This window comes from Bradyrhizobium sp. LM2.9 (assembly GCF_054056555.1).
In genome coordinates this window covers 6694846-6713003 of the sequence record NZ_JBSRYJ010000002.1, presented here as the reverse complement: position 1 = coordinate 6713003, position 18158 = coordinate 6694846, and the positions used below count along the sequence as shown (strand labels likewise).

At 64.4% G+C, this 18158-nt stretch carries 17 protein-coding genes and 1 pseudogene; 7 read left to right on the top strand and 11 right to left on the bottom strand.

What is annotated here, in order from left to right; translation table 11 throughout:
• Position 1: 1 nt before the first annotated feature.
• The 3 genes from ACVWW3_RS34345 to ACVWW3_RS34335 all read right to left on the bottom strand — a co-directional run bounded on the left by ACVWW3_RS34345 (position 2) and on the right by ACVWW3_RS34335 (position 2115).
• Positions 2-505, bottom strand: a complete 504-nt coding sequence (locus ACVWW3_RS34345; RefSeq protein ID WP_456652130.1) for a cytochrome P460 family protein — start codon at positions 503-505, stop codon at positions 2-4.
• Positions 506-623: 118 nt separating this feature from the next.
• Positions 624-1655, bottom strand: coding sequence for an alpha/beta fold hydrolase (locus ACVWW3_RS34340; RefSeq protein WP_456651736.1), 1032 nt, complete (start codon positions 1653-1655; stop codon positions 624-626).
• A 40-nt stretch (positions 1656-1695) separates the two neighbouring features.
• Positions 1696-2115 carry an organic hydroperoxide resistance protein gene (locus ACVWW3_RS34335; RefSeq protein ID WP_456651737.1) on the bottom strand — a complete coding sequence of 140 codons (420 nt, stop codon included), beginning with the start codon at positions 2113-2115 and terminating at the stop codon, positions 1696-1698.
• A 198-nt stretch (positions 2116-2313) separates the two neighbouring features.
• Between ACVWW3_RS34335 and ACVWW3_RS34330 the strand changes: the two genes are divergently transcribed.
• Positions 2314-5151, top strand: coding sequence for an ATP-binding protein (locus tag ACVWW3_RS34330; RefSeq protein WP_456672290.1), 2838 nt, complete (start codon positions 2314-2316; stop codon positions 5149-5151).
• Between the two features lie 742 nt (positions 5152-5893).
• Here ACVWW3_RS34330 and ACVWW3_RS34325 read toward each other — a convergent pair.
• On the bottom strand, positions 5894-6565 hold the full coding sequence (locus tag ACVWW3_RS34325; RefSeq protein WP_247352380.1) for a response regulator: 672 nt from the start codon (positions 6563-6565) through the stop codon (positions 5894-5896).
• Between the two features lie 331 nt (positions 6566-6896).
• Between ACVWW3_RS34325 and ACVWW3_RS34320 the strand changes: the two genes are divergently transcribed.
• Positions 6897-8522 carry an MFS transporter gene (locus tag ACVWW3_RS34320; RefSeq protein WP_247352379.1) on the top strand — a complete coding sequence of 542 codons (1626 nt, stop codon included), beginning with the start codon at positions 6897-6899 and terminating at the stop codon, positions 8520-8522.
• A gap of 67 nt (positions 8523-8589) precedes the next feature.
• Here ACVWW3_RS34320 and ACVWW3_RS34315 read toward each other — a convergent pair whose 3' ends face one another.
• Together ACVWW3_RS34315 and ACVWW3_RS34310 are read right to left on the bottom strand one after the other, a co-directional pair.
• Positions 8590-9063, bottom strand: a complete 474-nt coding sequence (locus ACVWW3_RS34315) for a secondary thiamine-phosphate synthase enzyme YjbQ (RefSeq protein ID WP_456651738.1) — start codon at positions 9061-9063, stop codon at positions 8590-8592.
• Positions 9064-9071: 8 nt separating this feature from the next.
• On the bottom strand, positions 9072-9593 hold the full coding sequence (locus tag ACVWW3_RS34310; protein WP_354103173.1) for a hypothetical protein: 522 nt from the start codon (positions 9591-9593) through the stop codon (positions 9072-9074).
• 359 nt (positions 9594-9952) lie between these two features.
• Between ACVWW3_RS34310 and ACVWW3_RS34305 the strand changes: the two genes are divergently transcribed.
• The 5 genes and pseudogenes from ACVWW3_RS34305 (at position 9953) to ACVWW3_RS34285 (ending at position 12593) form a co-directional block, all read left to right on the top strand.
• Positions 9953-10327, top strand: coding sequence for an AtpZ/AtpI family protein (locus tag ACVWW3_RS34305; protein ID WP_018459992.1), 375 nt, complete (start codon positions 9953-9955; stop codon positions 10325-10327).
• A gap of 112 nt (positions 10328-10439) precedes the next feature.
• Positions 10440-11192, top strand: a pseudogene (locus ACVWW3_RS34300) (F0F1 ATP synthase subunit A).
• Between the two features lie 53 nt (positions 11193-11245).
• A complete protein-coding gene (locus ACVWW3_RS34295) occupies positions 11246-11476 on the top strand; it encodes a F0F1 ATP synthase subunit C (RefSeq protein WP_007599451.1) in 231 nt (76 codons plus the stop codon).
• Between the two features lie 59 nt (positions 11477-11535).
• Complete coding sequence (locus ACVWW3_RS34290; RefSeq protein ID WP_456651739.1) at positions 11536-12102, top strand: F0F1 ATP synthase subunit B family protein; 567 nt, start codon at positions 11536-11538, stop codon at positions 12100-12102.
• A gap of 5 nt (positions 12103-12107) precedes the next feature.
• A complete protein-coding gene (locus ACVWW3_RS34285; protein WP_456651740.1) occupies positions 12108-12593 on the top strand; it encodes a F0F1 ATP synthase subunit B family protein in 486 nt (161 codons plus the stop codon).
• 199 nt (positions 12594-12792) lie between these two features.
• Here ACVWW3_RS34285 and ACVWW3_RS34280 read toward each other — a convergent pair whose 3' ends face one another.
• The 5 genes from ACVWW3_RS34280 to ACVWW3_RS34260 all read right to left on the bottom strand — a co-directional run bounded on the left by ACVWW3_RS34280 (position 12793) and on the right by ACVWW3_RS34260 (position 18125).
• Positions 12793-13449 (bottom strand): hypothetical protein, encoded by a 657-nt coding sequence (locus ACVWW3_RS34280; protein ID WP_456651741.1) that lies wholly within the window; start codon positions 13447-13449, stop codon positions 12793-12795.
• Positions 13450-13586: 137 nt separating this feature from the next.
• On the bottom strand, positions 13587-14174 hold the full coding sequence (locus tag ACVWW3_RS34275; RefSeq protein ID WP_247448411.1) for a GNAT family N-acetyltransferase: 588 nt from the start codon (positions 14172-14174) through the stop codon (positions 13587-13589).
• A gap of 39 nt (positions 14175-14213) precedes the next feature.
• Positions 14214-15503, bottom strand: a complete 1290-nt coding sequence (locus ACVWW3_RS34270) for a M16 family metallopeptidase (protein WP_247352364.1) — start codon at positions 15501-15503, stop codon at positions 14214-14216.
• Positions 15500-16918, bottom strand: a complete 1419-nt coding sequence (gene thrC, locus ACVWW3_RS34265) for a threonine synthase (RefSeq protein WP_456672289.1) — start codon at positions 16916-16918, stop codon at positions 15500-15502. The genes ACVWW3_RS34270 and thrC overlap by 4 nt, the downstream gene beginning before the upstream one ends.
• 562 nt (positions 16919-17480) lie before the next feature.
• A complete protein-coding gene (locus ACVWW3_RS34260; protein ID WP_247352361.1) occupies positions 17481-18125 on the bottom strand; it encodes a response regulator transcription factor in 645 nt (214 codons plus the stop codon).
• Positions 18126-18158: the final 33 nt, after the last annotated feature.

The window sequence follows — 18158 nt, the reverse complement described above, 5'->3', positions numbered from 1 at the left end:
CTCACGGCGCGAGCCGCGTGAAGACGTAATCGCGGCTCCTGACTCGGGCTTCGTGGCAGGCAAAGCAGGTGCGATGCTGGGCCTCGTCGACCGGCTTGCCGTTGACGAAGCGGCCAAAACCCCAGCCGCCGGTCGAGGCATATTTTCTGGAATCCTTCACCATCACCTGGACGGTGGTGGGCTCTCCGGGAATGGTTGCGGACGAAAATTCGGGCGACTGTTTCCGCTTCCAGGCGCGCTTGACCAGAATGGTGCCGTCCGGGAACGGAAGCTTGTTGTCTTGATAAGCATCGATCGCAGTCTTGTTGCCGACGATGGCACGCAGCTCGTCCAAGGGAGCCGCCTCCTCGGCCGGTGCGATCAGCTGCCACTGCTTGTAGCCGGGCGGGACAGTGATGCCGAAGATCGGCGAGGCATCCGCCGGTTCCTCCGCGAAAGCGATCGTGACCAGATACGGCACGCATGTCAGGACAACGACGAGGAGGAGCGCAGCCAGCACAATCATCGTTGTGTAGGACAGAAATTTGGTCTTTTCAGATTTCATCGTCATGACGCTTCATCAAGCTGGGATCACGTGTGAGGCCTCGGCCCAGCCGCGCTGGACCGAAGTGTCGAGCAAATCCTCAGGCGCCGCCGTCGGCATCGATGACGGCCTTGGCAAAGGCTTGTGGAGCTTCCTGCGGCAGATTGTGGCCGATGCCGCCGGTGATCAGACGATAGTCGTACCGACCGGAGAATCTCTTGGCATAGGCGCTCGCGTCGGGATGCGGCGCGCCGTTGGCATCGCCTTCCATTGTGATCGTCGGCACATCAATGGCGGGAGCCGCCGCGATCTTCTTTTCGAGTTGCTCGTATTTCGCTTCGCCCTGGGCGAGCCCGAGCCGCCAGCGGTAATTGTGGATCGTGATCGCGACATGATCCTTGTTGTCCAGCGCCGCCGCGCTGCGGGCGAAGGTGGCGTCGTCGAACTTCCACTGCGGCGAAGCGAGCTTCCAGATCAGTTTTGCGAAATCATGCGTGTACTTCTCGTATCCGGCGCGGCCGCGCTCGGTCGCGAAATAGAACTGGTACCACCATTGCAGCTCGGCCGATGGCGGCAGCGGCGCGTTGCCCGCGGCCTGGCTGGAGATCAGATAGCCGCTGACCGACACCAGCGCGCGACAACGCTCCGGCCACAGCGCGGCGATGATAGCGGCGGTGCGCGCGCCCCAGTCGAAACCGGCGACGACCGCCTTCTTGATGTCGAGCTTGTCCATCAGCGCAATGATGTCGACGGCCATTGCGGCCGGCTCGCCATTGCGGGGCGTCTCGCCGGAGAGGAAGTGCGTCGAGCCGTAACCGCGCAGATAAGGGACGATGACGCGATAGCCGGCCTTTGCCAGGATCGGCGCGACATCGACGAAGGCGTGAATGTCGTAAGGCCAGCCGTGCAGCAGGATCGCGACGGGACCGTTCGCAGGACCGGCCTCCGCGTAGCCGACGTTGAGGACGCCGGCATCGATCTGCTTGATCGCGCCGAACGACGCATTCGTCGCGGAGGAGCGCGGCGCTTCCGATTCGGCGCGGGCGAGGCCGATCACGCCAAGGCCGGCGGCGACGGTTCCCGCCGCCACGCCGAAAAACTGACGCCGGTGCTGGTCAATGATCTGTTTCATGGTGTTGCTACCTTGTTGATGGTTGGTTGGTGTTGGTGCGTCAGATCAGCGCGACCGTGACGTCGATGTTGCCGCGAACGGCCTTGGAATAGGGGCAGGTCTGGTGCGCCTCATCGATGAGGCCGCGCGCGATCTCGCGATCGAGACCGGGAAGGCTGACATCGAGGCGTGCCCTGAGCGAATAGGCGCCCTCGTCGAGCACGAGGTCGATCTCCGCGTCGATCGCGCATTTCCTTGGAAGCTGGATCTTCCGCTTGCGGGCCGCGATCTCCATCGCGCCCTCGAAGCAGGCCGACCAGCCGGCCGCGAACAATTGCTCGGGGTTGGTGCCGATACCCGCGCCGCCCGGCGGCGACAGCTTGACGTCCAGGCGGCCGTCTGAACTGCGCGACATGCCGTCCTGTCGCCCGCCGCTGGTGTGGGTCCGGGCCGTGTAGAGCAATTTTGCCGCTTGGGTCATCGAGGTCTCCTTGCCGTCGCACAACTGACTAGCAGCGGCGGCCTCGGGACACCCGTTTGGACTTGTGAGAAGTTGTGAGGTCTCGGCTCGCACCCCTCGCAAGGCCTGCATCCGCGGTCTGATGCCGATGCAGGGACGGCCTTGCCGGATCGCGATCATCTGGCTATCCGGTCCCTTCGAAACGATCAGGATTCCGCCATGACCGAGCCGGCCGGCACCGCAACGGGAACCCTGTCGTTTGGACCATTCACCGTGATGCCGCATGAAAGACTCGTGATGCGCGATGGCGTCGCGCTGCCGCTCGGTGCAAAGGCCTTCGACACGCTGATCGCGCTGATGTCGCGGCCGAACGAGGTCGTCAGCAAGTTTGATCTGATGGCGCTGGTGTGGCCCGGCATCACGGTCGAGGAAGCCAATCTGCGCTTTCACGTCGCGGCGCTTCGCAAGGTCCTTGGCGACGACGGCACCCGCTACATCGCCACACCCCTCTCCGGCCGCGGCTATTGCTTCGTGGCGCCGATCTCGCGGGTGGAACTCCCGGCACAGCGGCGCGCCGCACGGCGAGCGGAATTGCCGCCCGTCAAACTGCCGAACCGGCTGCAACGGATGGTCGGGCGCGACGATGAAGTCGCCGCCGTCTCCGACAGGCTGATCGGCTCGCGCTTCGTCACGATCGTCGGCCCGGGCGGCGTCGGCAAGACTGCCGTTGCGGTTGCGATCGCTCACGACCTGCTCGAAACATTCTCCGACGCCGCGCACTTTGTTGATCTTGCCGCATTGAGCGATCCCGATCTCGTGATCACCTCGATCCTGCTGATGCTCGGCCTGCCGGCGCAAACCGACGATCCCCTGCCCGCGCTGCTCGCTCATCTCCGGGACAAGCGGATGCTGCTGATCCTCGACAATTGCGAACACGTCGTCGCAGCCGCAGCGCCGCTGGCCGCCGAGATCTTCCACGCCGCACCGCATGTCCATATCCTGGCGACGAGCCGCGAAGCGCTACGCGTCGAGGGCGAGCAGGTCTATCGATTGGCCCCGCTGGCCGTTCCGCCCGACAATCCCGGACTGACGGCGGCCGCGGCGCAGACCTACCCCGCGCTTCAGCTCTTCCTCGAACGTGCCACGGCCGGCGGCGCGCAGATTGCGCTCGACGATGCCAATGCCGCGATCGTCGCCGGCATCTGCCGCAAGCTCGACGGCATGGCGCTGGCGATCGAACTCGCCGCCGGCCGGGTCGAAGCCTACGGCCTGGAGCAGACCGCGACGCTGCTCGACGAGCGCCTCAATCTGCTCTGGCAGGGCCAGCGCACGGCGCCGCCACGACAGAAGACATTGCAGGCGACGCTGGCCTGGAGCTACGGGCTCCTGTCCGACATCGAGCGCGTGGTGCTGCGCCGGCTCGCGGTCTTCGCGGGTCACTTCACCATCGACGCCGCACTGGAGATCGTGCCGGACGAACGGGTCGACCGCTCCCGCCTGTTCGACGCCATCGACGGCCTCGTCGCCAAGTCGATGGTCGTGCCGCGGCCGATCGGCGCCATGATGCGCTATCGTCTGCTCGACACGACGCGCGCCTATCTGCGCGATGTCGAACCTGATGACGCAGCGCTCGCCGCCCGCCACGCAACCTACTACCGGCGATGGCTGGAGCAGGCCGGTACGACATGGGCCACGGTGCCGAGCGCCGACGAGCGCGCGATCCATTTCTCCGCGCTTCACAACGTCCGCGCCGCGCTGGACTGGTGTTTTGGCGTGAACGGCGATGCCGGCATCGGCGTTACACTCGCCGCTGCGGCGGCTCCCATCTTTCTCGCCATGTCGCTGCTGATCGAATGCCGGCGCTGGTCTGAACTGGCGCTGCTTGCAATCGATCCGGCCTCGCGCGGCAGTGCCGAGGAAATGCACATCCAGGCCGCGCTCGGACTGACCTTGATGTTCACGCGCGGCGGCAGCGAAGCGGCACGTGCCGCCCTGAGCCGGAGCCTTGCGATCGCCGAGGCGCGCGGCGACGCGCCGAACCAGCTCCAGCTGCTCGGCCGCGTGCATATCTTCCACGAGCGGATGGGACAGTTCGACGCCGCGCTCGGCTATGCGCAGCAAAGCCTCGCAGTCGCCGAGACACTCGGCGATGCCGCCTCGCTCGCCCTCGCCCATTCGCTGCTGGGTGTCTCCTTGCATCTGGCCGGCGAGCATCGCGACGCGTTGACCATGCTGGAGGCCGCCTGGCACGGGCCGGGCACGGAACGGATCAGCACCGTCTATGGCTTCGATCACCGCAACCGGGCCGGCATCTCGCTCGCACGAGAGTTTTGGTTGCAGGGCCGCCCCGCCGATGCGTTGCAACTGGCCCGGCAGACGGTCATCGAGGCCGCGCAGATGGACCATCCGATCACGCTCTGCATCGCGTTGATCTGGGCGGTCTCGATCGATCTCTGGAGCGGAGACCTCGATGGCGCGGAAGAGAACATCGACCGCTTCATCGCCCATGCCGAATCGCGCTCGATGGGCCCTTATCTTGCGGTCGGCCGCGGCGTCAAAGGCGAGCTGGCGATCCGACGCGGCGCCGCAGCTAGCGGCGTCGAGACGATCGAGGCGTGCCTGCGCGAGCTTCACGATGCCGGCTACGAGCTGCTCACCACGACGTTCAACATCGCGCTTGTGAACGGTCTTCTGGCGCTCGAGCAAGTCGAACAAGGTGCACGCCTGCTCGACGATGCGATCAGCCTCGTCGAGCAGAGCGGCGATCATCTGTACATGCCCGAGCTGCTGCGCATCAGGGGCAGGGTTCTCCTGGCCCGCCCGCAGCCCGAGGCCGATCAGGCAGAAGCCCACTTCGTGCAATCACTGGAATTGAGTCGCCGCAAAGGCGCCAAAGCCTGGGAGCTGCGGGCCGCGATCGATCTTGCCGGATTCCTTGCCGAACGCGACCGGCGCGAGGAAGCGAAACGATTGCTTCAATCGGCGCTCGAAGGTTTTATCGAGGGATTAGAGACTGCGGATATCAGAATAGCCAACGCTTTGCTGCAGACATTATAGGGCGCACCGCATCGTCATTGCGAGCAAGGGGCGGCATCGCCATCCTCCAATGCAGATTTGAACTCGCAGACACGCCTTCGCATCCTCGCGGCGGATTTCACCCGAGCTTTGCTTGGTCGCTTCACCCTCTTGTCCAGGAGGGCGCAGGGAAGGCCGGGTGCCGGCTGGCACCCGCGGTCCGCTGCGCGAAAGGTAGCGCAAGGAAACCGCACAGCAGCATACAGGTGTAGCCAATCACTCGGCCTTCCCTGCGCAGTGGCTTTACGGCTTATGCCGTGCTCTCCCGGGAGCCGAGTTCGTTTTGGCCTCCCTCGCCTTCACGAAAGTCGCGACGCCGCGCCGGTTAACGCAAGTGCCGCATCCGCAAAGGCTTGACCGTAGCAACGACGGCCAGGACCACACGGTTTTGCCGTACGCACGGCTCGCTGCTCACCGCATTATCTCCCGGCGTTGTCGACATTGCCGGAAGAATACTGGCGAGACGAACCTGACAGCGCCGCTCGTCGGCACGAAGTTCTGGGCTCACGAAGAGCAATCCGCCCTGCCCGGACTTTCGCGCCCGACGCTGTCGCGTCCACCGCAAGCCCGGCTCTACGACCATCACGACACATGGTCGCCCCTCAAGGGTGAGCCGGGATGGACGACACATACGTCAAAACCGAATTTCGGTAAAGTGGAATATTTTCGCGCTGGCGGATTGACAGGAGGGCGACACACACGCGGTCGCGCAGCTCGCTCAGGCTCACCCCGTCGGGGTGCCCTGCCTCCACTGGCCGCCGGCGATCTTCGCGGCGGCGATGACGGCTTGGGTGCGGCTTTCGACGCCGAGCTTTTGCAGGATGGCCGAGACGTGCGCCTTGATGGTGGCCTCGGAGACGCCGAGCTCATAGGCGATCTGCTTGTTGAGCAGCCCCTCCGACAGCATCATCAGGACCCGCACCTGTTGCGGCGTCAGCGTCACCAGACGGTCGCGCAGCTTCGTCATGTCCGGGTCGGCGGCGGCCGACAGGTCGGTGTCGGCGGGAACCCAGACGTCACCCTCCATCACCTTGAGGATGGCATCGCGCAGGGTCTCGACGCCGAACCGCTTCGGGATGAAACCCGAGGCGCCGAAATCGAGCGAGCGGCGGATCGTGGCGCTGTCGTCGGAGGCCGAGACAATGACCACCGGGATCGCCGGATATTGGGCGCGCAGATAAATCAGACCGGAAAAGCCGGAGATCCCGGGCATCGAGAGGTCGAGCAGGATCAGGTCGACGTCAGAGGCCTGTTCCAAAAGCTTGGTCAGATCCTCGAACGATCCGGCCTCGTCGATCCTGGCCGAGGTCAGGACGCCCGCCACCGCCTGCCGCAACGCGTCGCGGAACAGCGGATGGTCATCGGCAATGACGAGATGGGTGGAAGGAGCGTTCATCGTTCTCTTGCTGTCGTTCGCGCCGGGCGGCGAGTCAACGCCGCAGCACCCTAATTCTTCCCTGAGCGGCCGTGGCATGCAAGGGCGCATTATTCCTTTAAAGCAAAGGGGTTAATCCGGAGGCCACGCGGCGGCCCGATATCCGCCGTCAGCTGCGCGTCAGTGCGAAAGGCCAAAAGTCGTATTGGGGCGGGTTTCACGCCAATGTTACCTTGAGGGCAAGACCTAGGTTGATCCGGCCCGCCCGGACACCTAGGGCGTGAGGAAACGATTTTTCGGGGAGCGACTCAACATGTCGACAATGGCTGTGTCTCAAGCACGCGAGGGTGGGATGACGAAAGACGAACGGTTCGTCATTCTCGCCTCCTCGCTCGGTACCGTCTTCGAGTGGTACGACTTCTATCTTTACGGGTCGCTGGCCGGCATCATCGGCGCGCAGTTCTTCTCGGCCTATCCCCCGGCAACCCGCGACATCTTCGCGCTGCTGGCCTTCGCGGCAGGCTTCCTGGTGCGCCCGTTCGGCGCGATCGTGTTCGGCCGTATCGGCGACATCGTCGGCCGCAAATACACATTCCTCGTCACCATCCTGATCATGGGTCTGTCGACCTTCATCGTCGGCCTGCTGCCCAACGCGGCGACCATTGGCATCGCGGCCCCGATCATCCTGATCGCGCTGCGCCTCGCCCAGGGCCTGGCGCTCGGCGGTGAATATGGCGGTGCGGCGACCTACGTCGCGGAGCATGCTCCGAACGGCAAGCGCGGCTACTACACGTCCTTCATCCAGACCACGGCGACGCTCGGCCTGTTCCTGTCGCTGCTGGTGATCCTGTTCACGCGCTCCGCCCTCGGCGAACCCGAGTTCGCGGCGTGGGGCTGGCGCATTCCGTTCCTGGTCTCGGTGCTGCTGCTTGGCGTCTCGGTCTGGATCCGGCTTCGTCTCAACGAATCCCCGATCTTCCAGAAGATGAAGGACGAGGGGAAGAGCTCGAAGGCCCCGCTGACGGAAGCCTTCGGCAACTGGCAGAACGGCAAGCTCGTGCTGCTGGCGCTGCTTGGCGGCGTGATGGGCCAGGGCGTGGTCTGGTACACCGGCCAGTTCTACGCATTGTTCTTCCTGCAATCGATCCTCAAGGTCGACGGCTACACCGCCAACCTGCTGATCGCCTGGTCGCTGCTGCTCGGCACCGGCTTCTTCATCGTGTTCGGCATGCTCTCCGACAAGATCGGCCGCAAGCCGATCATCCTCGGCGGCTGTCTGATCGCGGCGCTCACTTTCTTCCCGATCTTCAAGATGATCACCACCAACGCCAATCCTGCGCTGGAAAAGGCGATCGAATCGGTCAAGGTCGAGGTGGTGGCGGATCCCGCAGGTTGCGGCGACCTGTTCAACCCGGTCGGCACCCGCGTCTTCACTTCGCCTTGCGACACCGCACGTGCCTACCTGTCGCAGTCGTCGGTCAAGTACACGACCACGCCAGGTGCGGCCGGCTCCGGCGTGAAGGTGATGGTCAACGGCAAGGAAGTTGCCTACGCCAACGCCAAGGACGGTAATCCGGCGCTCCTCGCCGCCGCGCAGGCAGCCGGGTATCCGAAGGCCGGCGATACGGGCATCGTGAAGATGGCGCATCCGTTCGACATCTTCCGTCCGCAGGTAGCCGCCGTTGTCGGACTGCTGTTCGTCCTGGTGCTCTTCGTCACCATGGTGTACGGCCCGATCGCCGCGATGCTGGTCGAACTGTTCCCGACCCGCATCCGGTACACCTCGATGTCGCTGCCCTACCACATCGGCAACGGCTGGTTCGGTGGCCTCTTGCCGGCGACCGCCTTCGCCATCGTGGCTTCAACGGGCGATATCTATGCGGGCCTCTGGTATCCGGTCATCTTCGCATCGATTACCGTCGTGATCGGCTTGTTCTTCCTGCCCGAGACCAAGGACGTCGACATCAAGGCGACCTGATCGGCGGCAGATCCAAATCAACACCAACCGGCCGCGGATCGCTCCGCGGCCGGTTTTCTTTTGGGCTCTACTGATTGCCGCCGATGAATTGCAGCATGACCTCGCGCCGGTGCGGGCGCTCGCGGTGCTCGATCAGGTAGATCGCCTGCCAGGTACCGAGCATGAGCTTACCGTTCAGGACCGGGACCTGAAGCGAAGTCTGCGTCAGCATGGTCTTGACGTGCGCCGGCATGTCATCGGGTCCCTCGGTATCATGCGTCCATCCGGCGTTCTCCGGCGCGAGCCGGGACAGCGCGGTGGTGAGATCGACGAGCACGGAGGGATCGGCGTTCTCCTGGATCGTCAGCGACGCCGAGGTGTGACGGATGAACAATGTCAACGCGCCGTCTCGCGCGCCCGCCTCGGCGACGAATTTCGCAGCTTCGCCGGTGAGATCGGTGAAGCCGCGGCCCGGCGTCTGCACGGTCAGCAGCGACGATGCGATGGCGGTGACTTGCACAGTCGACGGCGCAGAGCGTGCGAAGCGTTTCTCAGATGCCATTCAAACTCTCAAATCTTCCCCGACACGTCCTTCTGCACGCGGTTGGCCATGTCGATCAGCCGGCGCCAGGCCTTTTCCAGGAACGACATCACGCGATCGACGTCCTGGTCGCTCGGCAGGGGGATCTCGATCCTGCGGTCACCCTCGGCGGCCTTCGGCTCCGCCTTCTTGAACTGATCGGATTTCGGCAGCGCCTCGTCGATCTTGCCTGATACGGTCGGCCCCGCCGCGAGCCGTCCCTTCAGCGTCTCGACTTCAGCCTGGAGCCGGCCGATCTCGGCGTCGAGCGCGGTCCGCTCGTCGGGCACCGCGTAGCAGGCCCAACCTGCGCCGCTCCGGGTACAGGTCGATACCGTGCCGGTGCGGGTGTCGAGCCGCAGCACGCCCTCGGGGATGGGGGTCATGCTGTAGCGGCCGTTTTCACTGTCGGGTGCGGATTGCGCAGCGAGGCAGCCGCCGCTGATGGTCATCACCGCGGCAAACGCCGCAGCCGCAAGCCATGATGTTGTGGATGAATTCGCTGGTCTCATCGCGCTCTCCGCCACGACGCGAAAGGTGGCTCTCGCAAATTCTACACCCCCGCGAGGCGATCCGCCGCCCAAAACGCGCCCCTGATATCAACGAGGGCAGTGCCCTCTTTGATCCCGGCAGCGGGGCGAAATGGCGACGGCATCCGCCGATCATGCGGAGAGCTGCTGCGGTGCGGCGTCACGCTGTGTGCAGCGCTGCCGCGCGCGCCAATATTGTAAAATAAATCAGATACATAACAGGAATGGACACAATCGTGACTTGGCTTGACTTGATTATGGCCCATCAGTATGGTCCGCGCGGCTTTTGAGGGTGGCGGGCGTAATTTCCATTCAGCCGCGGCGTTTCGGGTCTTCGTTGCATGACACAGGGCACGGGACACGGCGAGAATGGAGATCGCGATAGATCGCCCGAGGAAGCTGCGCTTTCCGAACGGCTCGGAAATCTTGATCAGCGGTTGTCCGAATTTCGCGGCCGCCACGTCAAGACCGAGCAACCCGCAGGTGACGGTGAGGACAGAGCGGCCAGAGCCTCGGCGATGGCGCTTGGTTTCCGGTTATCCTCCGAGTTGGTCGCCGGGGTCGTTGTCGGAGCGGGGATTGGCTGGGGTTTCGACCGCTTGCTGTCGACGTCGCCTTTCGGATTTATCGTGTTCCTGCTGCTGGGCTTCGTGGCCGGCGTGGTGAATGTGGTGAGGACGGCAGGCGCGGGTCAAAACAGACGCGGTGGTTCTTAAGCGGTCCACACCAGGAGAGGAATGATCGTGCCGGCTTCGCCGGTACGGGCCGGCCCGACCGGCAGACCGAGACCCGCCGGCATTGCCCGGCAGACCAAGAGATGCTGCGCTGATGAAAATCGACCCGATCCACCAGTTCAACATCGAGCCTCTCTTCACCCTGGGCCATATCGGCAATCACACGATCGCCTTCACCAATTCGTCGCTCTACATGCTGGTGGCGGTCGCGATCATCTCGATCCTGATGCTTGCCAGCGGCACGCAACTGGTTCTCCGGGCGCCTTCAGTCGGTCGCCGAAATCTCCTACGAGTTCGTCGCCTCGACCATCCGTTCGACGGCCGGCGCGGAAGGCATGAAGTTCTTCCCGCTGATCTTCTCGCTGTTCATGTTCCTCTGCGTCTCGAACCTCGTGGGTATCATCCCCTATACCTTCACGATTGCGAGCCATCTGATCGTGACGGGAGCGCTCGCGCTGCTGGTGTTCTTCACCGTCCTGATCTACGGCCTCTACAAGAACGGCCTGAAATTCTTCAAGATTTTCGTTCCCCAGGGCGTCCCGATCTACATCCTGCCGCTGGTCATGTTCATCGAGATCCTGTCGTTCTTCCTGCGTCCGGTCTCCCACAGTGTCCGTCTCTTCGCCAACATGCTGGCCGGCCACATCGCGCTGAAGGTGTTCGCGGGCTTCGTCGCCATGCTCGGCTTCTCGCTCGGCGCCGTCGGCTGGGTCGGCGGCGTGCTGCCGCTGGCGCTCACGGTCGCGCTGTACGCTGTCTCGAGATTCTGGTCGCGTTCCTGCAGGCCTATGTGTTTGCGATCCTGACCTGCATCTACCTCAACGACGCCATTCATCCGGGACACTGAGCGGTCCGGGGAATTTCCACCCACAACCCAATCTTTCTTCCAAGGAGTCTAAAATGGATCCGGCAGCAGCAAAACTTATCGGCGCGGGCATCGCATGCATCGGCATGGGCGGCGCGGGCGTCGGCGTCGGCGTGATCTTCGGCAACTACCTCGCCGCAGCCGTTCGCAACCCTTCGGCTGCTCAGGGCCAGTTCGGCAATTTGATCTTCGGCTTCGCCGTGACCGAAGCGCTCGGCATTTTCTCGCTGCTGATCGCGCTGCTGCTGCTGTTCGTTCCGCTCTGAGGACGTGTTTCGCGCCGCTTCAACCGAAGCGGCGCGCATGACTGCAACAGGAGTACTCCATGGCTGAAAGTCATGGCGGCGCAAAAGGTCCGGCGGCGGGCGCCCACACCGAGGCTGACGGTAGTCACCACGGTGGCGGCTTCCCGCCGTTCGAGAGCAGCAGCTTCGCTTCACAGCTGGTGTCGCTCGCGATCTTCTTCGTCCTGCTTTACGTGATCGTGTCCAAGCTCGCTCTGCCGCGTATCGGCGGTGCGATCGAGGCGCGTCAGAACAAGATCGAGGGTGACCTCGCCGAAGCGCAGAAGCTGAAGGACCAGTCCGACGCCGCGCTGAAGGCCTATGAAAGCGAGCTCGCCTCGGCGCGCACGCGAGCACAGGCGATCGGCAACGAATCCCGCGAGAAGGCGAATGCGCAGGCGGAAGCCGAGCGCAAGACGCTGGAAGAACAGCTGGCGGCCAGGCTCGCCGGGGCGGAGAAGACCATCGCCTCGACCCGCACCGCCGCCATGAGCAACGTCCGCGGCATCGCAGCCGGTGCGGCCGGCCAGATCGTGCAGCAGCTTACCGGCGTCGTTCCCGACGCCGCGTCGGTCAATGCCGCGGTCGATGCGTCCTTGAAGGGTTAGTCGATATGTTCTTCGAACCTGAATTTTGGGTCGCCGTCGCCTTCGTCATCCTGATGCTCGTGTTTGCCTATCTCGGCATCCACAAGACCCTGCTGACGACGCTCGATCATCGCGCAGCCCGCATCAAGGCCGAGCTCGACGACGCGACGCGCCTCAAGCAGGAGGCGGCCAAGGTGCTCGCCGGCTACAAGGCGCGCACCGCGACGGCCGAGCGCGAGGCTGCCGACATCATCGCCAACGCCAAGTCCGAAGCCGAGCGCATCGCGACCGAGGCCAAGGCGAAGATGGAAGACTTCGTCGCCCGCAGAACCAAGACCGCGGAAGGCAAGATCGCGCTCGCCGAGGCCCAGGCGGTGGCCGATGTCCGCGCCGCAGCCGCGGAAGCCGCCGTCCAGGCCGCCTCCACGATCCTGTCGCAGTCGGTCAAGGGCAACGTCGCCGACGATCTGCTCGCCAAGGGCATCACCGAGGTTCGGCAGAAGCTGAACTGAGGGGTCTCGCTTCACCAATCAGAAAGCCGGCGCGATGAGTGCCGGCTTTTTTGTTTGTCGGGCACTGCATCGGCAAACCTGATGTCATCGCCTGAGAAGGCGGGCGATCCAGTATTCCAGAGACAGTCCTGATCAATCGAGAAGCCGCGGCGTACTGGATGCCCCGCCTTCGCGGGGCATGACAACTATCTTTTCGTGGTTACTTCTTCTTTCCTCGCGCCTTCGGCTCGGGCGAGAGCGCTTGCGGGTCGAAGCCGACATAGAAGATGTAGGAATCGGCGGCCTTGGCCGAAGGCATCGGATAGGCCAGATCCTCGGCGACGAACGTGAAGGGCACGCTGCCGCCCTCCGACATCTCGACCGTGGTCCGGTAGGCCTTCGAGGCGATCACCTTCTCGCCGACGCCGCCCTGCACCACGGCGATGCGCAAGGGCACCTCGACGGTCGCAGGCGCACCGGCGGGACCGGCGATGACGCGGCCCTGAATGCCGATCCGGGCCGTGATATCGGCACCGTTCCGGGTACATTCACGCGCCATCTTGGTGATCGTAGCCTGGAAGCGGATCTCATTGCCGACGGCCGGCTTGCCGGTGGCGCCAACCGCGTAGGTCGAGGCCCCCGCGCGCACCGTAACCTGCGGACAATCGATGTCGTCTTCAGCCGCCGGCTGGCCTGGCGCAGGCGCAGGCTTGGGCTGTGCCGGCTCGTCGGACTTGCCGCCGAACAGACCCTTGAATCGATCGGTCAGCGATTGCGCCGCGACCGGCGAGACGGAGACGAGCGCAACCGACAACGCCAGCGCGACCGCTGTCCCCCGCCGCAACGCACTCCGCGATGACCGAAACTTCTGCACCATCAACGCCCATACTCCACAACAACATTCCGGCCGATCGCCGGCCGGCCTTGCGCCGTTATATCGTCAAAACCGGCGAACCCAAGGCAAGCACAACAAGGCAGCAAACAAGGAGACTCTGGCCACATGAATGAACGGGCTCAGCCGCGGAAATCCTCGTGCAGCAGGCCGAACAGCAGATGGTCCTGCCAGACCCCGTTGATGCAGAGATAGCGGCGCGCCAGCCCCTCGCGGGAGAAGCCGCACTTTTCCAGCACCCGGATCGACGGCGCATTGGTCGGAATGCAGGCGGCCTCGACCCGGTGCAGATTGAGTTCGCCGAACAGCGTCGGCAGCAGCACCCGCAGCGCGGCCGTCATGTAGCCGCGCTGGGCGTTAGGCTTCCCGACCCAATAGCCGATGGTGCCGGCCTGGACGATGCCGCGCCGGACATTGGCGAGCGTGATGCCGCCGAGCATGGCGCCGTCGAGCTCGCGGAAGATCAGAAAGGGATAGGAACGGTCCGCGGCGATGTCCTCGGAATAGCGGCGCAGGCGGCGACGGAAGCCGGAGCGGGTGAGATCGTCCGACGGCCAGATCGGCTCCCAAGGCGTCAGATAATCGCGGCTGGACTCGCGCAAATGCGCCCACTGCAAGAAGTCCGACATCTGCGGCGCGCGTAGCAACAGGCCGTTGCCGCGCGGCGCGAGCGCGGCAGGTCCACTGGATGGCAGGCGAAAGAGGGCCATGGTGATGCTTCCCGGGACAGATCAGCCCGTGCGCGGCTCCTAATGCAGCCGCGCTTTGGCGCGTGCCCGGGTCAATCCTTCCGCAAAAGACACCGCCGTGTCCAGACCCCTGCCGCTGCCTAATGCGACAACCGCAGGGCGGCTGCGCGAAAGCAGCGCACGCGCCGCATCCCGGGTCGATTCGACGCTGACGGCGTCGATCCGGGCCACCAGCTCCTCGGCCGTCTGGGGCCGGCCATAGGCCAGCACATGGCGGGCGAGCTGCTCGGCGCGCGACGAGCAGCTCTCCAGCGCCATCAGCAGGCCCGCCTTCATCTGCGCCTTGGCCCGCGCGATTTCGACCTCGGTCAGGGTCTCCACCGAATCGTTCATGATGTCGACCACGACTTCCATCATCTCGGGCGCATCGGCCGGATCGGTGCCGGTGTAGAGGCCGAAGAATCCGGTGTCGGTATAGGGCGCGTGGAACGAGTAGATCGAGTAACAGAGGCCGCGCTTCTCGCGCACCTCCTGGAACAGCCGCGACGACATCCCGCCGCCGAGGATGTTGGTGAAGACCTGGAGCGAGAACAGCGACAGATCGCCCTGCGGCACGCCTTCCAGCGCCAGCGTCAGATGCGCCTGCTCGAGCTCGCGATGCACCACCTTGGTGCCGCCCTTGCCGAACTGTGCGGATTGCGGCTTGGGACCCGGCGTCCCCTCAAAACTGGCAAAGCGGTGCTCGACTTCGGCGACCACCTGCTTGTGATCGACCGCGCCGGCCGCCGCCACCACCATGTCCGGCCCGCGATAATGCGTCGACAGATAGTCGCGCAGCGAGTCGCGGCTGAAGGCACGCAAGGTCTTCGCGGTGCCGAGTAGCGAACGGCCCATCGGCTGGTCGGGATAGCAGAGCTCGTTGAGATGCTCGAACACCACGTCGTCGGGCGTGTCCTGCGCCGCGCCGATCTCCTGCACGATGACGTTCTTCTCGCGCTCGAGCTCGTCGGGCTCGAAGGCGGGATTGGCGAGGATGTCGGCGAGCACGTCGAGTGCGAGCGGCACGTCGGCCTTCAGCACCCGCGCGTAATAGGACGTGGTCTCGGTCGAGGTGCCGGCATTGAGGTCGCCGCCGACCGCCTCGATCTCCTCCACGATCTCGCGCGAGGAGCGTTTCGTCGTGCCCTTGAACGCCATGTGTTCGAGAAGATGCGAGATGCCGTGCTCGTTGGGCTTCTCGTCGCGCCCGCCGACGCCGGCCCAGACGCCGAGCGCCGCCGTTTCGAGATGCGGCATCTTGTCGGTGACGACGGTCAGGCCGGACGCAAGCTTGGAAATCTCGACGCTCATCCGGCAACTCCCTGTTTCGCGGCGCGGCTGACCGACAGCACGAACCGCTCGACCTCGGCCTGGTCGTTCTTCATCACCTTCATGTGTTCGGATTTGGTCATCAGACCGTCGAGCCAGGCCGGCAGTTGCGGCCGCTGGCCGCAGGCCGCCTCGACCGCGTCGGGGAATTTGGCCGGATGGGCGGTGGACAGCACGATGCTGGGAACCGTCGTGTCGGTGGTGTCGCGGTCGGCGACCGCGAGCGCGACCGCGGTGTGGGGATCGACCAGTTCGCCCGCCTCGCGCCAGGCGGCGCGGATCGCGGCCGCGGTCTCGGTCTCGTCGGCGCGGCCCGCGTCGAATTCCGCGCGGATCGCGGCCAGCGTCGCATCGGGCAGCACGAAGCGCCCCGACTGCTTCAGCGAATCCATCAGCCGGCGCACGCCGGCGGCATCGCGCCCGCCAGCCTCGAACAGCAGCCGCTCGAAATTCGAGGAGATCTGAATGTCCATCGACGGCGACGCCGTCGCGTGCACCTCGCGCACCTCGTAGATTCCGGTCTTCAGCGTGCGCGCCAGGATGTCGTTGACGTTGGCGGCGATGCCTAGCGTCCGCACCGGAAGACCCATGCGCTTGGCGACATAGCCGGCAAAGATGTCGCCGAAATTGCCGGTCGGCACGACGAAGTCCACCACGCGCGCCGGTGCGCCGACGGCAACGGCGGAGGTGAAATAGTAGACCACCTGGGAGACGATGCGCGCCCAATTGATGGAATTGACGCCGGACAGCGAGGTCGCATCGCGGAAGCGATGGTTGTTGAACATCCCCTTCACGAGCGCCTGGCAATCGTCGAAATTGCCTTCGATAGCGAGCGCGTGGACATTGGCCGCGCCTGTCGAGGTCATCATCCGCCGCTGCACCTCGGAAATGCGGCCGTGCGGAAACAGCACGATGAGATCGACATTCTCGAGCCCCGCGAACGCGTCGACCGCAGCACCGCCGGTGTCGCCGGAGGTCGCGACCACGATGGTGGTGCGCTGGCCGCGCTTGGCAAGCACATGGTCCATCAGCCGCGAGATCAGCTGCATCGCCACATCCTTGAAGGCGAGCGTCGGACCATGGAACAGCTCCAGCACGAACTGGTGCGCCGCCATCTGGCGCAGCGGCACCACCGCCGGATGGCGGAAGGTGGCGTAGGCCTCGTTCGCCATGCGACCGAGTTCGGCATCCGATATCTCGCCGCCAACAAAGGGGCGGATCACCTCGACTGCGACCTCCCAATAGGGACGACCGAAGAAGCCGGCGATGGCCTCAGTCGAGAGTTGCGGCCAGACGGCCGGCACATACAGGCCGCCGTCGCGGGCAAGCCCGGTCAGCATCACGTCGCAGAAGCCGAGTTCGGGGGCCTCGCCCCGGGTCGAGATATAACGAGTCAAACTGCCCTCCAAAGGCCGGCCGAGCCCGAGCTCGATCCGCAAGCCTTTGATTTTACGAAACTACTTGTTAACAGCCAGAGGCTTGGGCCACCATAAAGTGTTTTGCGGCATCGGGAAACCGCTTCGCGTCCCTGCCGATCCAACGAAAAAGGGCTGCCCAATAAAAAGGGCTGCGGCAATGCCGCAGCCCTCTCCTGGAAGGTCTGTCGTTGATGTGTGCAGACCAGTTTGCCTCTTGGGGTCGCTGACCCGCTAAAACTATTCGCGCAAGCTTTCGTCGCCTGTCACGACATCGTCAAGAGCCAAAACGGCCCGTGAGAGAAGATGTTCCTATTTTTCCCGGCAATGCCTCGGCGTCGACAAATGCTCGCGAGCGATTTCTTGGCGCACATTGCCATTATTTCCCGAATGACCGGACAGTTCCGGAACGAACTGCCGGCTCGGTCCATTGTGTCGGCGGATGGTATCGGCGCTATCCATGCATTGCCCGGCTCAGCGCCGAGACCGCTCCGCCCCGCCGAACCGGCAGCATCCTGGAGCAGCCGGTTCGGCGCTCTGGGCGTCAGCTCATCCCGATTTCCACCGCGATCCGGATCAGATCGGAATGGTTCTTGGCACCGAGTTTCTGCTTGAGCAGGGACGTGGTGTTGGCCACGGTCTTGTAAGAAATGCCGAGCGCCTCGGCGACCTCCACGATCTTGTCGCCTCGCCCCAGCAGGCGAAGAATCTCGAGCTCCCGCGGCGTCATCTGCGAGGCCGGGTTGGCCTTGATCGCCGCGCCGGAAAACGTCACGGCTTCCGCGAGCTGCGGCGAGATGAAATTGTCGCCCGCGACCACCTTGCGCACCGCCTTGAGCAGGATCCGGGGATCGTCGCCCTTGGAGACATAGCCCTGCGCCCCAAGCTCGACCGCCCGCACCACGAAGGCCGGATCGTCATTCATGCTGAACATGATGATCTTGGCGTCCGGATCGTCCTTGCGAATGCGCCGCATGAGTTCGAAGCCGGAGACATCCGGCAGGCTGATGTCGATCACGGTGACGTCGGGCCGCTTGCTGACATAGGCGCGATGCCCGGATTTGGCGTCGGCCGCCTCTTCGATCCGGATCGAATGGTCGGAGGCGAACAGGGTGCGGCAACCGGACAGCACCACGGGATGGTCGTCAACGATCAGGACTCGGGTTGCCGGCTTAGTGGAATCTTGCATCGCAGCTCTCTTGCTTTTCGACTCATAGACCCC

Excerpts from the sequence above, each read along its gene's own strand:
- ACVWW3_RS34290 (WP_456651739.1), top strand. The coding sequence starts at position 11,536 with ATGGCTGAAAGTCATGGCGGCGCAAAAGGTCCGGCGGCGGGCGCCCAC.
- ACVWW3_RS34295 (WP_007599451.1), top strand. The coding sequence starts at position 11,246 with ATGGATCCGGCAGCAGCAAAACTTATCGGCGCGGGCATCGCATGCATC.
- ACVWW3_RS34340 (WP_456651736.1), bottom strand. The coding sequence starts at position 1,655 with ATGAAACAGATCATTGACCAGCACCGGCGTCAGTTTTTCGGCGTGGCG.
- ACVWW3_RS34325 (WP_247352380.1), bottom strand. The coding sequence starts at position 6,565 with ATGAACGCTCCTTCCACCCATCTCGTCATTGCCGATGACCATCCGCTG.
- ACVWW3_RS34270 (WP_247352364.1), bottom strand. The coding sequence starts at position 15,503 with ATGAGCGTCGAGATTTCCAAGCTTGCGTCCGGCCTGACCGTCGTCACC.
- ACVWW3_RS34315 (WP_456651738.1), bottom strand. The coding sequence starts at position 9,063 with ATGGCATCTGAGAAACGCTTCGCACGCTCTGCGCCGTCGACTGTGCAA.
- ACVWW3_RS34305 (WP_018459992.1), top strand. The coding sequence starts at position 9,953 with ATGACACAGGGCACGGGACACGGCGAGAATGGAGATCGCGATAGATCG.
- ACVWW3_RS34345 (WP_456652130.1), bottom strand. The coding sequence starts at position 505 with ATGATTGTGCTGGCTGCGCTCCTCCTCGTCGTTGTCCTGACATGCGTG.
- ACVWW3_RS34320 (WP_247352379.1), top strand. The coding sequence starts at position 6,897 with ATGACGAAAGACGAACGGTTCGTCATTCTCGCCTCCTCGCTCGGTACC.
- ACVWW3_RS34260 (WP_247352361.1), bottom strand. The coding sequence starts at position 18,125 with ATGCAAGATTCCACTAAGCCGGCAACCCGAGTCCTGATCGTTGACGAC.
- ACVWW3_RS34275 (WP_247448411.1), bottom strand. The coding sequence starts at position 14,174 with ATGGCCCTCTTTCGCCTGCCATCCAGTGGACCTGCCGCGCTCGCGCCG.
- ACVWW3_RS34330 (WP_456672290.1), top strand. The coding sequence starts at position 2,314 with ATGACCGAGCCGGCCGGCACCGCAACGGGAACCCTGTCGTTTGGACCA.
- ACVWW3_RS34285 (WP_456651740.1), top strand. The coding sequence starts at position 12,108 with ATGTTCTTCGAACCTGAATTTTGGGTCGCCGTCGCCTTCGTCATCCTG.
- ACVWW3_RS34280 (WP_456651741.1), bottom strand. The coding sequence starts at position 13,449 with ATGGTGCAGAAGTTTCGGTCATCGCGGAGTGCGTTGCGGCGGGGGACA.
- ACVWW3_RS34335 (WP_456651737.1), bottom strand. The coding sequence starts at position 2,115 with ATGACCCAAGCGGCAAAATTGCTCTACACGGCCCGGACCCACACCAGC.
- ACVWW3_RS34310 (WP_354103173.1), bottom strand. The coding sequence starts at position 9,593 with ATGAGACCAGCGAATTCATCCACAACATCATGGCTTGCGGCTGCGGCG.